Source organism: Micromonospora taraxaci, from assembly GCF_007830095.1.
In the GTDB taxonomy this organism is placed as follows: Bacteria; Actinomycetota; Actinomycetes; order Mycobacteriales; family Micromonosporaceae; genus Micromonospora; species Micromonospora taraxaci.
The window spans coordinates 783,344-796,698 of record NZ_VIWZ01000001.1; the positions used below are offsets into that span (position 1 = coordinate 783,344).

A 13,355-nucleotide genomic window follows, 5' to 3' on the forward strand; every position below is an offset into this window, starting at 1 on the left:
ACGCCGTATGGCCAAGATGATCGCGTTCGACGAAGAGGCGCGCCGCGGCCTCGAGCGGGGCATGAACCAGCTCGCCGACGCCGTAAAGGTGACCCTCGGCCCCAAGGGCCGCAACGTCGTGCTCGAGAAGAAGTGGGGTGCCCCCACCATCACCAACGATGGTGTGAGCATCGCCAAGGAGATCGAGCTCGAGGACCCGTACGAGAAGATCGGCGCTGAGCTGGTCAAGGAGGTCGCCAAGAAGACCGACGACGTTGCCGGTGACGGCACGACGACGGCGACCGTCCTGGCCCAGGCCCTGGTTCGCGAGGGCCTGCGCAACGTGGCCGCCGGTGCCAACCCGATGGCCCTGAAGCGGGGCATCGAGGCCGCGGTCGCGAGCGTCTCGGAGGAGCTGTCCAAGCTCGCCAAGGACGTCGAGACCAAGGAGCAGATCGCCTCCACCGCCTCCATCTCCGCTGGCGACAGCACCGTCGGCGAGATCATCGCCGAGGCGATGGACAAGGTCGGCAAGGAAGGCGTCATCACCGTCGAGGAGAGCAACACCTTCGGGCTGGAGCTGGAGCTCACCGAGGGTATGCGCTTCGACAAGGGCTACATCTCGGCCTACTTCATGACCGACCCGGAGCGTATGGAGGCCGTCTTCGACGACCCGTACATCCTGATCGCCAACAGCAAGATCTCGTCGGTGAAGGACCTGCTCCCGATCCTGGAGAAGGTCATGCAGTCGGGCAAGCCGCTGCTGATCATCGCCGAGGACCTGGAGGGCGAGGCCCTCGCCACCCTGGTGGTCAACAAGGTCCGTGGCACCTTCAAGTCGGTCGCCGTCAAGGCGCCGGGCTTCGGTGACCGCCGCAAGGCCATGCTGACCGACATCGCCATCCTCGCCGGTGGCCAGGTCATCAGCGAGGAGGTCGGCCTCAAGCTCGACGCCGCCAGCCTCGACATGCTGGGCCGCGCCCGCAAGGTCGTGGTGACCAAGGACGAGACCACCATCGTCGACGGTGCCGGTGACGCCGAGCAGATCCAGGGTCGGGTCAACCAGATCCGGGCCGAGATCGACAAGAGCGACTCCGACTACGACCGGGAGAAGCTGCAGGAGCGGCTGGCCAAGCTGGCCGGCGGCGTTGCGGTCATCAAGGTCGGCGCGGCCACCGAGGTCGAGCTCAAGGAGCGCAAGCACCGCATCGAGGACGCCGTTCGCAACGCGAAGGCCGCCGTCGAGGAGGGCATCGTCCCGGGTGGTGGCGTCGCGCTGGTCCAGGCCGGCAAGACCGCCTTCGACAAGCTCGACCTGGTCGGCGACGAGGCGACCGGTGCGAACATCGTCAAGGTCGCGCTGGACGCCCCGCTGCGGCAGATCGCCGTCAACGCCGGCCTCGAGGGCGGCGTCGTGGTGGAGAAGGTCCGTAACCTCGAGTCGGGTCACGGCCTCAACGCCGCCAACGGCGAGTACGTCGACCTGCTGGCCGCGGGCATCATCGACCCGGCCAAGGTGACGCGCTCCGCGCTGCAGAACGCCGCTTCCATCGCGGCGCTGTTCCTCACCACCGAGGCCGTTGTCGCGGACAAGCCGGAGAAGACCCCGGCTGCCCCGGCTGGCCCGGGTGGCGGGGACATGGACTTCTGAGTCCAGTTCCGACACACCGAACGGGGCGGGCCGCTGACGCGGTCCGCCCCGTTCGTCGTCAGGTCGGTAGGGGGCGCTGGTTGCGCCGTTTCTGCGCCCGGTCGTACGGCGGAAGCAGTTGGATCGGGGCGTCCACCATCTCGCGCGGCTCCTCGACCACCGGCGGCTCCCCGTCGGTGGTCATCTCGGCGAGTTGCTCGGCATCGCCGTAGTCGAGCCGGTCGAACGGCAGTTGGCCGGGGAGCTCGCCGACCGGTTTCCAGGTGATCGGCGGGCCGTCCTCGGTCTGGTCGTCATCCGTGGTCATGGCTGCCTCCTCTACCGAAACGGTAGGGGGCATCGATGGCCCGATGCGGGCGAATGGATCCATGTCCCGTTTGACGTGTTTATTCCGTCAACGTCCGTCGGTACAGGAAGAAGACCCGCTCGATCCAGGCGCCCGCGCTGCCCGAGTAGAACGGCACCGGCCCCACCCAGCCGATCTGCGCCCGGTCCAGCCCGGCTGCCTGCTGATCCCGGAGGCAGCGCCGCAGCAGCACCCCACCGATGCCCGAGCCCTCGGCTGCCGGCGCGGTGCCCATCGGCCCGAACCAGCTCGGCCGCGACGACCCGTACGCGGCGAAGCCGAGCACCTCGCCGCCCCGCTCCGCCAGGTGGCAGCCAGCGCCGTCACGACCCACCGACCCGCTCAACTCGCCGTCCCACGTGCCGCCGAAGGTGGCCCGGGCGAACGCGGTGAGCGCCGGCAGGTCCCTCGGCTCCGCCCGGCGTACGGTCACGCCCTGGTCGGCCAGCCGACGCTCGGCCGCCTCCGTGGACCGCAGTGCCGGCGACCCGTCGTACGACAGGTCGGCGGTCATGTTCCAGGCGGTCCGGTCCTGCTGGTAGCCCAGCGCCAGGGCGGCGCACACCGCCGGCGTGTAGCGGACGTCGATGCCCGGCCACGCGTAGTACGGCGGGTTCCCGGCCAACAGCACCTCGGTCACGCCGCGCTCGGCGAGCACCTGCTCGGCCCGGCGCAGCAGCGAACGGCCGACACCTCGACGGCGCTGCTGCGGGAGAACCGCGACCAGGTCGACGTGCCCGATGCCCGGCTCGGTCGACGACTCCGAGCAGATCAACACCCCGACCAGGTCCGCGTCCCGGTACGCGCCCAGCCCCACCACCCGCCGGTCGCCGGCGGCCCGAGGCCAGAGCACGTCCACGATGGGTGCCGCCTCGGCGGCGTCCTCGGGCAGGTCCAGAGCCTGCTCGCAGAGCCGCACCACGGCGGGGACCAGGTCGGCGCTCAGCTCGGTGACGGTGATCTCGGCGTCCATGGTCGCCGACCCTAGATCACCGGGTACCGGGTCGCACCCCCGCGGCAGCGCTGACAGCGGCGTACGCGTCGACCTGGCCGGCGCCGGTGACGTTCGACGGAGTGCCGCAGTCGTCGGACGGGTTGCGGGAGCGGTACGTCGGGGTGGCCGCCGTGGCGGTGTCCCGCAGGATCTGCCGGGTCCGGGTCAGGTCGCCGACCAGCGCGGGGTTCGCCGACCACATCAGTGCGACCACCCCCGCCACCTGCGGGGTCGCCATCGAAGTGCCGTCCAGCGCCGCGTACGTGCCACCCGGCATGGCCGACACCACAGCCACACCCGGCGCCAGCACGTCCGGCTTACCCACGCCCGGAACCGGCCCCCGCGAGGAGAACTCGGCGACCCGTCCCTGCGAGTCCACAGCGCCCACGGTCAGCACGTCGGGGAACGGGGCCGGCGGGTCGTCGATCGACGCGCACCACGGGCCGGTGTTGCCGGCCGCGGCGACCACGAAGATCCCGGCGGCATCCAGCGCTGCGGTGGCCGGCCGCAGCACACGCCGGTCGCACCCCTCGATGGACGGGCAGCCCCACGAATTGGTCAACACCTGCGGTGCGCGCTCCGGGCGGCCGTCCGTGAACGGGTCACCACCGGTCGGGAACGGGGCCAGCATGAACTGGAGGCAGTCCAGGTAGTGCCCGGGGCTGCCGAGGTTGCGGTCCAGGTTGACGCAGCCCACCCACTGCGCGTCCGGGGCCACCCCGATGCCGTCCCGCCCGACCGCGCTGCCGACCGTGTGGGTGCCGTGTCCGCCCTGGTCGGTGGGGCTGCGGGTGCCGTCCCACGGGTCGTACCAGGAGTCGTCGCCACCGCGGAACTGCGCTCGCAGCGCCGGGTGGGTGCCGTCCACCCCCGAGTCCGAGCTGCCGACCACGATGCCCGATCCGGTCACCCCGAGCTGGGACCAGACCTTGTCGGCACCGATCTGGCTGATGTTCCACTCCGGACCGGTGGGCTTGGGCGCGGTGCCCCGGCTCTGCCCGGCCGGGGCCGGCAGCGGGCGGAGGCGTTGGCTGATCAGCACCCGGTCCACCTCCGGCCGGCGGGCGAGCCACGCGCGCACCGCCGGGCCGCCGTCCACCTCGACGGCGTTCACGAGGTAGTACGACACCGGGTCGAGTCGGAGTCGGTTCAGCTCCCGGAGCAGGTCGGCCTGGCTCTGCTCGGCGGTCGCCACCAGCCGCCGGTAGACCTCCGTCGCCCGGGCGTCCCGACCGGCCCGACCCGCCGCGCCGGTCGGCAGACCGGTCAGGTCCGCCTGCGCGCGCAGCACCACCAGCAGCCGCTCGCCGTAGAGGCCGGGTTGGCCGGGGCCGAGGTCGACCACGCCGAACGCCACCAACAGCACCATGGCGGTCACCGCGGCGAGCCGACGGTTCGGGGTACGCGCCGACGGCCGGGCGAGCAGCACCGCGTACCCGATGGCGACCAGGACGGCGACGGCGAGCCCGGCGCCGGTCGCAGCCGCCACCCAGAACGGAACGTCCCGGGTGCCGATCAGCAGCAGGCTGATCTCTTCCGGGTCGGTGAAGGCGAGCGGGCCGAGCGCGGTCAGGCCCACGAGCCAACCGGTCGCCGTCCGGCCGGCGCGTGCGGCGTCGGCCGGGTCGACGGTGGGCCGCCAGGCCGCAGCCCACAGGGCGGCCAGTGCGAAGCCCACCGGCGGCAGGGTCCACAGCGCGGGCAACTGCGCGCCGGACTGGCCGGTGCCGGCCGCGAGCAGCAGCAGCGCAACCCCGGCGACCAGGCCTCCGACCAGCACCAGCCGGCCCGGCCGGGGTGGCCGGCCGACCGCGAACCGGGACCAGAACGTGGCGTCCAGCAGGGTCGCGGCCAACAATCCGAGCGCGGCGGACGCCAGCAGCGCGAGCATCGTCTCCAGGAGCCCGCCGAGCGCGCCCAGCCAGGCCCACGGCAGCAGCATCGCCAACCCGGCGGCGACCGCGAGCAGCGGCACCGCCCCCGGCCGGTGTGCACGTCCGGCCGGCTCTGCCCCGGTCCGTGCGGCGTCGCCGGCTTCGGTCGGTGCGGCGTCGTCGGCTTCGATCCGCGCGGTGTCGCTGTTCTCGGTGGGTGCCGCGCCACTGACCGCTGCGGCTGCTCCCGGGTACGCCTGCCGGCGGGCTGACCGGCGCACGACAAGTGCGGTGAGCGTGGCTATGGCGGCCAGCGCGGCGAGGTACGCCTCGTGGTGCACCGGCGGCACGACCCGCAGCGCGGTGAGCACCGCGAGCGCGACGGCCCCGACGAACCAGACCCGCCCGGTGGCCCGGACCGTTGTCGACCGGGGCACGACGGCGAGCAGCAGGGCGGGCGTGCCCACCAGCACGACAGCGGCCAGGCCGAGCACCGGCCAGAGCCAGCCGACCCGGTCCCGTCCGAACCCGAGCAGCACCTGATCGGTGACCCAGCCGCCGGACTGGATGGCCACGGTGACCGCGACCGTCCAGCAGCCGACCAGCACGGCCGCGACCACCGGCCAGGGGGAACCGCGATCGTTGAGGTCGTGGTGCGCAGGCTCACCGTGCATCCGAGAACCTTACGACCAATGTCGAACGGTTCAGACCCGGACATCGCGTCGCGGTCGGATGGAGGCCCTGATCAAGGCAGGAGGGGCGGCTACGCCGGTCCGAGCGGGGTACAGGCGAGCACGGCACGGGCGGGCGACGAATGTCGACAGGCGGGCACGGGGTTACCGTGGACGGGTGCGTGATCCGAATGTCTCCCGATCCGTCGCCGGCCAGCTGTCGCCGGTCCGCCGCGTGTCCGACCTGCGCCGACTGCGCGCCGAGCGCTTCGACGTGCTGGTCATCGGGGGCGGGGTGACAGGTGCCGGCGCGGCCCTGGACGCGGCGTCCCGGGGCCTCAAGGTGGCCCTCGTCGAGGCGCGCGACCTCGCCGCCGGCACCTCCAGCCGGTCCAGCAAACTCATCCACGGCGGCCTGCGCTACCTGGAGCAGTTGGAGTTCCACCTGGTGCACGAGGCGCTCACCGAGCGCGGCCTGCTCGCCACCCGGCTCGCGCCGCACCTGGTCCGTCCGGTGCCGTTCCTGGTGCCGCTGCCGGCCGGGCGGGGCCTGCGCGACCTGCCCGCCCGGATCTTCCGCCGCTCGTACTACGGCGCGGGCGTGGCCACCTACGACGCCTTCGCCGGGCTCTTCGGCGGTGGCCGGGGGATGCCGCTGCACCGGCACCTGACCCGGGAGGGCGCCCGCCGGATCTTCCCGAGTCTGCGGGCCGACGCGCTGGCCGGGGCGATCCGCTACTACGACGGGCAGGTCGACGACGCCCGCCTGGTGGTCACCCTGGCCCGCACCGCCGCCAGCCTCGGCGCGACAGTGGTGAGCAGCGCCCGTGCCGTCGGGCTGATCCGGCAGGCGCGTGAGGTGACAGGTGTCCGCGTACGCGACCTGGAGGCGCCGGCGGGCTCACCGGACGCGGAGTTCGAGGTGCACGCCCGTACCGTCATCGCCGCCACGGGTGTGTGGAGCGACGACATGTCCCGGATGCTGAACGACGTGGGCCTGCGGCCCGGCATCCGGGTACGCGCGTCCAAGGGGGTGCACCTGGTGGTGCCCCGCTCGGCGATCACCGGTGAGACCGGGCTCATCCTGCGTACGGCGAAGTCGGTGCTCTTCGTCATCCCGTGGGGCGGGCACTGGATCATCGGCACCACGGACACCGACTGGCGGCTGGACCGGTCCCACCCGGCGGCCTCCGCGAGCGACATCGACTACCTCCTCGAACAGGTCAACACCGTGCTGGACCGGCCGTTGACCACCGCCGACATCGAGGGCGTCTACGCGGGGCTGCGGCCGCTGCTGGCCGGCGAGGCCGACTCGACCTCGAAGCTCTCCCGCGAGCACGCGGTCTTCGAGCCGATGCTCGGGTTGCTGCTGGTCGCCGGTGGCAAGTACACGACGTACCGGGTGATGGCCTCCGACGTGGTCGACCGTGCGGCCCGCAGGCTCGGTGGGACCCGCCCGTCGCGTACCGCCGACCTGCCGCTGCTGGGCGCCGACGGATATCCGGCGATGTGGCGGGACCGGGCCGACCTGGCTCGCCGGCACGGCGTACCGGTGGGTGTGGTGGAGCATCTGCTGGAGCGGTACGGCAGCCTCGCCCTGGACCTGCTGACGCTTGTCGACGCCGATCCGCTGCTCGCGTCTCCGCTGGCGGGTGCTCCGGAGTATCTGGCGGCCGAGGTCGCGTACGCGGCGCGGGCCGAGGGCGCGCTGCACCTGGAGGACGTGCTGACCCGACGGACGCGGATCTCGTTCGAGACCAGTCATCGGGGGTTGGAGTCGGCGGAGCACGCCGCCGAGTTGATGGGCGCGGTGCTGGGTTGGGACGCGGCGACCCGGGCCCGCGAGGTGGAGCACTACCGCGCCCGGGTGGAGGCGGAGCGGCAGTCTCAGCTGATGCCGGACGACGCGGCGGCGGACGCGGCCCGGCTCGGTGCTCCGGACGTTCGTGGTTACGCGGCCGACCGGGGTGGCGACGACGACCAGGCGGAGCTGCGATCGTCCGCTCGATGACGAATTGCGACGTTACCAATGGGTAACCATCGATACCGACCCGGATGGTGGTTTCGAACGCTACCTACGGTGGGGTAGGTTTCCGCGCGTGCTACCCCGCGCGCGCCCCCGTCTGCTCCCACCCCTCCTCGCCGTCGCGCTCGCCGGCGCCCTGACCGGGTGCTCGCTGTTCGACGGCGGCGAGCCGGGTAAAACCGTCGCGCAACCGACCGCAGCCGTGGCGGGAGGTGGGTCGCAACTGGAGATACCCGCCACCGTCGCTGCCGGTCAGGTCACCCTGGTCCAACGGCTCGGCGAGGACGGCCCACTGCGCACCCTGAGCGTCGAGCGCAACGGCGCGTGGCAGTGCCTCGACTGCGCCGGCGACGGGGTGACCTCCCGGGGCACCCTCGCCCCGGAGTTGACCGAACGGCTCCAGGTGCTGCTCGCCAACCCGGCGCTGGCCGACGAGACCGACCAGGCCCGGCGCTACCGGACCACCTGCATCGACGCGCTGACGTCCAGCCTCATCACCTCGGCCGGGCTGATCACCTCGCAGGACTGCCCGGGTGAGGAGCGCACACCTGTCGCCGGCGAGATCCTGCTGCTGCTCACCCAGGCGACCCCGGCTGAGGTCAAGGGCTGACCGCAGCCGCTCAGAGCACCTTGCCCGGGTTGAGCAGACCGGCCGGGTCGAGCGCCGACTTGATCGCCTGGTGCACCCGGACGCCGACCGGCCCGATCTCCCGGGCCAGCCAGTCCCGCTTGAGCAGCCCCACCCCGTGCTCGCCGGTGCACGTGCCGCCCAGGTCGAGGCCGAGCCGCATGATCTCGTCGAACGCCCGCCGGCCCCGCTCCACGCTCGCCGGGTCGGCCCGGTCGACCACGATGTTCGGGTGCATGTTGCCGTCCCCGGCATGCCCCACCACGCCGATCGGCACCTCGCACTCCGCCGCGATCCGGGCCACCCCGTCCAGCAGCGCCGCGAGCGAGCCACGTGGCACCGCCACGTCGTCGATCACCAGACCGCCGTTGCCGCCCGGGTACGCGTCGGCGGCGAACTTCTCCATCGCCGGGTGCGCCAGCCGACGGGCCTGCAGGAGCGCCGCCGCCTCCACCGCGTCGGTGGCCGCGTAGACCTCGTCGGCGCCAGCCGATTCGCACACAGCGGCCAGGCCGGCCAGGTCGTCGGCGGCCCGGGGGCCGGTGTCCGCCGCGGCCAGCAGCAGCGCCTGCGCGTCGGTGCGCAACCCCATCGGCTGGAAAGCCTCGATCGCCCGTAGGTGGGTCTGGTCGAGCAGCTCCAACAGGCTCGGGGTGAGGCCACGAGCCGCGATCTCGGCCACCGCGGCGCCGGCTGCCGCGGTGGACGGGAAGACCGCCACCAGGGTCAGCGAGTCGGCCGGTGCGGGTCGCAGCGCCACGGTCACTTCGGTGATCACGCCAAGGGTTCCCTCCGAGCCGACGAAGAGCCGGGTCAGGTCGTAACCGGCCACCCCCTTGGCCGTACGCCGGCCGGTGCGCAGCACCTCACCGGAGGCGAGCACCACCTCCAGGCCGAGGACGTACTCGGTGGTCACGCCGTACTTCACGCAGCACATGCCACCGGCGTTGGTGGCCACGTTGCCGCCGATCGTCGACGACTCCCAGGAACCGGGGTCCGGCGGGTACCAGAGCCCCTGCTTGGCGACCGCCCCGGCGAGCGCCGCGTTGACCACTCCGGGTTGGACCACAGCGATCCGGCTCACCGGGTCGATCTCCCGGATCTCGTCCATCGCGACGGTGCTGATGACCACCGCGCCGTCCACAGCGTTGGCCGCGCCGGCCAGCCCGGTCCGCGCGCCCTGCGGCACCACCGGTACGCCGTGTCGCGCCGCCGCCCGCACCACGGCGACCACCTGTTCGGTGCTGCGCGGGCGGGTCACCACGAGCGGGGTGCCGGCGGCGCACAGGTCGGCCTCGTCCCGCTGGTGCATCCGCAGCAGGTCCGGGTCGGTGAGCACGGCGTCGTCGCCGAGCGCGTCGCGCAGGTCGTCGAGGAGATCGGTGGGGGCCATGCAGCCGAGGCTAGGTCGCCGGCCCGCGATCATCAACATGATCGACTGCACGGGATAGCTTGGGCATCATGCTCTACCTGGACCGGCCTGCCTGGCCGTGGCGCGGTCGGCTCTGGTCGCATCTGATCAGCGACGTCTCGTACGCCGAGCTGCACGCCTTCGCCGAGACGCTCGGCGCGCCCCGGCGCGGCTTCGACCGGGACCACTACGACATTCCGGCCGACCGGTTCGCGGCGGCGGTGTGGCTCGGCGCCCAGGTGGTGCCGAGCCGGGAACTGGTCCGGCTGCTCCGCACGGCCGGACTGCGTCGCCCGAAGCACCTGGTCAGTCCGCGCCCTCCGACTCCTCGCTGAGCGCGGCCAGCTCGCGGCGCACGTTGTCCCGGGCGGGCTCCTCCCACCGGCTGGCCAGCGACGGCAGCTTGAACAGCGCGGGCAGCGCCAGCAGGCCGGTCAACACCGCCGCCCGCCCGGCCCGGAAGGCCGGCTCCGGCACGTGGGCGTACTCCCGTCGGATCGCCGCCGCGTACCGCTCGTACGTGGCCGCCGGCGCGGCCAGCACGGCGAGGTCCGCGTCGCAGAGCAGCGCGCCGTCCCGGTCGCCCGGTGTCACAGTGTGCCCGGCGGTGAGCAGCACCAGCCGGCGAACCTCGGCGACGGAGGACGCCGGCACCCCGAGCCCGGTGAGCACCTCGTCGGCCACCGCGGCACTGTCGTGCTCGTTGTCGTGACCGGCGGCTCGCGGGTCGTAGACGGCGTCGTGGAACCAGGCCGCCAGCCGCACCAGGTCGACCTGGCCGGCGAGGTCGGCGTGCTCGTCCACCACGTCGAGCACCGCCGTCAGGTGGGCCACTGTGTGATAGTGCCGGTGCCGCTCCCGCCACCGGTCGAGCAACTGCTCCCCAGCCCTCGCCGACGTCGCGTCCGGGCCCGCGCCGACACCCCGGACCGCGATTCGCCACCGATGCAGCAGATCAACCACCGCCCGAGTCTGCCGCATCCGCCCGCCAGGCGCGGGAAGGGAGGATTCAGCGCGCCCACCACGGGTAGTCGCGCCCATGGCCGTGGCCCGGGACAAGCGACAGCCGATGGTGCGACGTACCGCGCTGCGTGACGGGCTGGTGGACATCGACGGTGCCCGGATCGCCGAGGCGACCGAGCAACTGCGCCATCGCAGCCGGGCCACCCTGCACGACCGTCTGCACCGGGTGAGGATGGCCGGCGGGCTCGCCGTGCAGGCCGGGCTGGCTGCCGGGCTCGCGTACCTGATCTCGCACAAGGTGCTCGGCAACCCGCAACCGGTCTTCGCGCCGATCTCTGCCGTCGGCACCCTCGCCGCGTCGGTGGGCCAGCGGTTCCGCCGGACCATCGAGTTGATCGTCGGGGTGGGGGTCGGGGTGGCCGTCGGCGACCTCTTGATCTACCTGCTCGGCACCGGGGCCTGGCAACTCGGCCTGGTGGTCACTGTCGCGATCCTGCTCACCATTTTCGCCGGGGCGAGCGTGGCCATCGTCATCCAGGCGGCGGCCACGGCGGTGCTGATCGTGACACTGAGCCCGTCGACCCAGAACCTGGAGATCCCCCGCTTCGTCGACGCGTTCCTCGGCGGTGGGATCGCGCTGCTGGTCACGGCGGTGCTGCTACCGCTGAACCCGCTTCGAGTGATCAACCGCGCCGCCCGACCCGCCCTGGACCTGCTCGCCACCCAACTCGACGCCACCGCCGACGGGCTGCGCAGTCGGGATCGGGCCACCATCCAGGGCGCACTGGAGCGGCTGCGCGACAACAAGGAGGAGTTGGCCACGTTGGGCGAGGCGATCGAGGGCGCGAAGGAGACCGCCACCCTCTCCCCGGCCCGCTGGCACCGCCGCGATGAACTGACCCACTACGCGGAGGCGGCCGACCCGATCGACCGGGCGATGCGCAACAGCGGCACCCTGATCCGCCGATCGGTGACCCTCATCGAGGACGAGGAGCCGGTGCCCGAATCGATGCCGGACGCGGTCGGTCACCTCGCCGAGTCGGTCCGGCTGCTCAAGCACGAGTTCGCTGCCGGGGAGGAGCCGGAGAAGGCCCGGGAGCGGTCCCTGCGGGCGGTCAGCGAGGCCGGCCGGGCGTACGGGGCCGGCGTCGGCTTCTCCGGCAGCGTGGTGGTCGCCCAGATCCGCACCACAGCGAGCGACCTGCTGGTGGCCTCCGGGATCGAGCAGGAGGAGGCGAACCGGTGGATCCGCACCGCCTTCGGTGAGCAGGAGCGGCCGGTCGCCGAGCCGGCCAAACCCGACGAGACGCCGAAACCGCCCACCGCCCCACCCGTCGGCTGAGCCCTCACCCCAGGTCGGCGAGCGCGGCGAGCAGCTTGTCCAGCTGCGCCTCGGTGGTGCCCAGGCCGATGCTGGCCCGCAGCGCCGTGGGCGGCAGGTCCCGTCGGCCGGTACGCCCCGCCGCCTCGCTGAGCAGACGTCGCGCCAGCGGGTGGGCGCAGAACAACCCGTCCCGTACGCCGATGTGGTGTTCGGCGGCCAACCGAGCGGCCACGTCGCTGGAGTCCCAGCCGACGACCACGAACGAGACGATCCCGACGCGGGGCGCGTCCGGGCCGAAGGTGCGCAGCTCCACGACGTGCGGCAGAGCGGCGATGCCGGTCCGCAGTCGGGTCAGCAGCGCCTGCTCGTGGGCGGCCAGCGCGGCACGGTCGGCGTCGTCGAGCGCCGTACACACGGCCGCCAGCGCCACCGCGCCGAGCAGGTTCGGGGTGCCGCCCTCGTGCCGTGCCGGCCCGGTCGCCCAGTTCACGTCGTGGGTCGCCGGTCCGACGTGGCTGGTGGCACCGCCGCCGGCCAGGTACGGCGGTGCGGCGTCCAGCCAGTCCGCCCGGCCGATCAGCACACCCGCACCGAACGGCGCGTACAGCTTGTGGCCGGACACCGCCAGGTAGTCGACGTCCAACGCGAGCAGGTCGACCGGGGCGTGCGGGGCGAGTTGCGCGGCGTCCAGCACGATCCGGGCGCCATGCCGGTGGGCCACCCGGGCCAGCTCGGTGACCGGCCACAGTTCCCCGGTCACGTTGCTCGCACCGGTCACCGCGACCAGCACCGGCAGCGCCGGGTTGCTGCCCCGGCGCAGTTCGGTCAGGGCGGCGGCGAGGTCGCGTACCGCAGCGTCCGGGTCGGTGGGCACCGGCAGCCGCACCGAGCCGCGCGGCCAGGGCAGCAGGTTGGCGTGGTGTTCACCGGCGAAGGTGACCACCGTCGTGCCGGCCGGCAGGGCCCGTGCCAGCAGGTTGAGCGCATCGGTCGTGTTGCGGGTGAAGATCACGTGATCGTCGGCTCGGGCGCCGAAGAAGTCCCCGACCGTCTGTCGGGCCTGCTCGTACGCGAGGGTGCAGCGTCGGGACAACGCTCCCGCCCCACGGTGCACGCTCGCGTACCAGGGCAGCAGCTCGGCCACCGCGTCGGCGGCGGCCCGCGCGCACGGCGCGCTGGCGGCGTAGTCCAGGTTGATCTCGCCCGGTACGCCGAGGACGTCGAGCGGCCCCGACGAGGCCGGCTCGGGCGCGATCGGCTCGGGTGCGGCGTCGAAGCGGGTGGGCAGCGAGGGGAGAAGGGTGACGGGCACGCCGGAACCTCCGGGGTCAGGGACCCCGGGTGCACTGTCGGGACGGGGTCCGCGCTTGCCCAGCACACCGATCGGGCTGGGCCCGGTCATCACCCGGGGCACCCCACCGCGAACTCGACGAGGGTTGCCGGCCAGCAAGCCGGGGCTTCGCGCTGGCACTCGTGACCTGCCGGCAG

General features: G+C 73.1%; 11 protein-coding genes and 1 riboswitch. Of the genes, 5 read left to right on the top strand and 6 right to left on the bottom strand.

The features are described from left to right. Nucleotides 1–7: 7 nt before the first annotated feature. Nucleotides 8–1,630 carry a chaperonin GroEL gene (groL, locus tag FHU34_RS03710; RefSeq protein ID WP_145778699.1) on the top strand — a complete coding sequence of 541 codons (1,623 nt, stop codon included), beginning with the start codon at nt 8–10 and terminating at the stop codon, nt 1,628–1,630. 58 nt (nt 1,631–1,688) lie between these two features. Here groL and FHU34_RS03715 read toward each other — a convergent pair whose 3' ends face one another. The 3 genes from FHU34_RS03715 to FHU34_RS03725 form a co-directional block, all read right to left on the bottom strand. Next, the gene (locus tag FHU34_RS03715) at nt 1,689–1,937 is read right to left on the bottom strand and encodes a hypothetical protein (protein ID WP_145778700.1); all 249 of its coding nucleotides are present in this window, start codon (nt 1,935–1,937) and stop codon (nt 1,689–1,691) included. Nucleotides 1,938–2,016: 79 nt separating this feature from the next. Continuing rightward, nucleotides 2,017–2,949 (bottom strand): GNAT family N-acetyltransferase, encoded by a 933-nt coding sequence (locus FHU34_RS03720; protein ID WP_145778701.1) that lies wholly within the window; start codon nt 2,947–2,949, stop codon nt 2,017–2,019. Between the two features lie 16 nt (nt 2,950–2,965). Further along, nucleotides 2,966–5,518: a S8 family serine peptidase gene (locus FHU34_RS03725; RefSeq protein ID WP_145778702.1), complete on the bottom strand. Its 2,553-nt coding sequence runs from the start codon at nt 5,516–5,518 to the stop codon at nt 2,966–2,968. A 175-nt stretch (nt 5,519–5,693) separates the two neighbouring features. Between FHU34_RS03725 and FHU34_RS03730 the strand changes: the two genes are divergently transcribed. Together FHU34_RS03730 and FHU34_RS03735 are read left to right on the top strand one after the other, a co-directional pair. Then, nucleotides 5,694–7,526: a glycerol-3-phosphate dehydrogenase/oxidase gene (locus tag FHU34_RS03730; protein ID WP_145778703.1), complete on the top strand. Its 1,833-nt coding sequence runs from the start codon at nt 5,694–5,696 to the stop codon at nt 7,524–7,526. Nucleotides 7,527–7,614: 88 nt separating this feature from the next. Then, nucleotides 7,615–8,151, top strand: coding sequence for a hypothetical protein (locus FHU34_RS03735; protein ID WP_145778704.1), 537 nt, complete (start codon nt 7,615–7,617; stop codon nt 8,149–8,151). 10 nt (nt 8,152–8,161) lie between these two features. Here the strand turns inward: FHU34_RS03735 and FHU34_RS03740 are convergent, their stop codons facing one another. Continuing rightward, the gene (locus FHU34_RS03740) at nt 8,162–9,562 is read right to left on the bottom strand and encodes an FAD-binding oxidoreductase (protein ID WP_145778705.1); all 1,401 of its coding nucleotides are present in this window, start codon (nt 9,560–9,562) and stop codon (nt 8,162–8,164) included. Between the two features lie 68 nt (nt 9,563–9,630). Between FHU34_RS03740 and FHU34_RS03745 the strand changes: the two genes are divergently transcribed. Next, nucleotides 9,631–9,915 carry a DUF4031 domain-containing protein gene (locus FHU34_RS03745; RefSeq protein WP_145778706.1) on the top strand — a complete coding sequence of 95 codons (285 nt, stop codon included), beginning with the start codon at nt 9,631–9,633 and terminating at the stop codon, nt 9,913–9,915. Here the strand turns inward: FHU34_RS03745 and FHU34_RS03750 are convergent. Next, nucleotides 9,887–10,543 (bottom strand): HD domain-containing protein, encoded by a 657-nt coding sequence (locus FHU34_RS03750; protein WP_244311541.1) that lies wholly within the window; start codon nt 10,541–10,543, stop codon nt 9,887–9,889. The two genes, FHU34_RS03745 and FHU34_RS03750, sit on opposite strands and share 29 nt — an antisense overlap. A 106-nt stretch (nt 10,544–10,649) precedes the next feature. On the opposite strand from FHU34_RS03750, the gene FHU34_RS03755 reads away from it, so the two are divergent. Next, nucleotides 10,650–11,885 (top strand): FUSC family protein, encoded by a 1,236-nt coding sequence (locus FHU34_RS03755; protein ID WP_145778708.1) that lies wholly within the window; start codon nt 10,650–10,652, stop codon nt 11,883–11,885. Between the two features lie 4 nt (nt 11,886–11,889). On the opposite strand, the gene FHU34_RS03760 is transcribed toward FHU34_RS03755, so the two are convergent. Continuing rightward, on the bottom strand, nt 11,890–13,179 hold the full coding sequence (locus FHU34_RS03760; protein WP_145778709.1) for an aminotransferase class V-fold PLP-dependent enzyme: 1,290 nt from the start codon (nt 13,177–13,179) through the stop codon (nt 11,890–11,892). Between the two features lie 46 nt (nt 13,180–13,225). Continuing rightward, a riboswitch (SAM riboswitch) is annotated at nt 13,226–13,346 on the bottom strand. Between the last annotated feature and the right edge of the window lie 9 nt (nt 13,347–13,355).

Excerpts from the sequence above, each read along its gene's own strand:
- groL (WP_145778699.1), top strand. The coding sequence starts at position 8 with ATGGCCAAGATGATCGCGTTCGACGAAGAGGCGCGCCGCGGCCTCGAG.
- FHU34_RS03715 (WP_145778700.1), bottom strand. The coding sequence starts at position 1,937 with ATGACCACGGATGACGACCAGACCGAGGACGGCCCGCCGATCACCTGG.
- FHU34_RS03720 (WP_145778701.1), bottom strand. The coding sequence starts at position 2,949 with ATGGACGCCGAGATCACCGTCACCGAGCTGAGCGCCGACCTGGTCCCC.
- FHU34_RS03725 (WP_145778702.1), bottom strand. The coding sequence starts at position 5,518 with ATGCACGGTGAGCCTGCGCACCACGACCTCAACGATCGCGGTTCCCCC.
- FHU34_RS03740 (WP_145778705.1), bottom strand. The coding sequence starts at position 9,562 with ATGGCCCCCACCGATCTCCTCGACGACCTGCGCGACGCGCTCGGCGAC.
- FHU34_RS03745 (WP_145778706.1), top strand. The coding sequence starts at position 9,631 with ATGCTCTACCTGGACCGGCCTGCCTGGCCGTGGCGCGGTCGGCTCTGG.
- FHU34_RS03755 (WP_145778708.1), top strand. The coding sequence starts at position 10,650 with ATGGTGCGACGTACCGCGCTGCGTGACGGGCTGGTGGACATCGACGGT.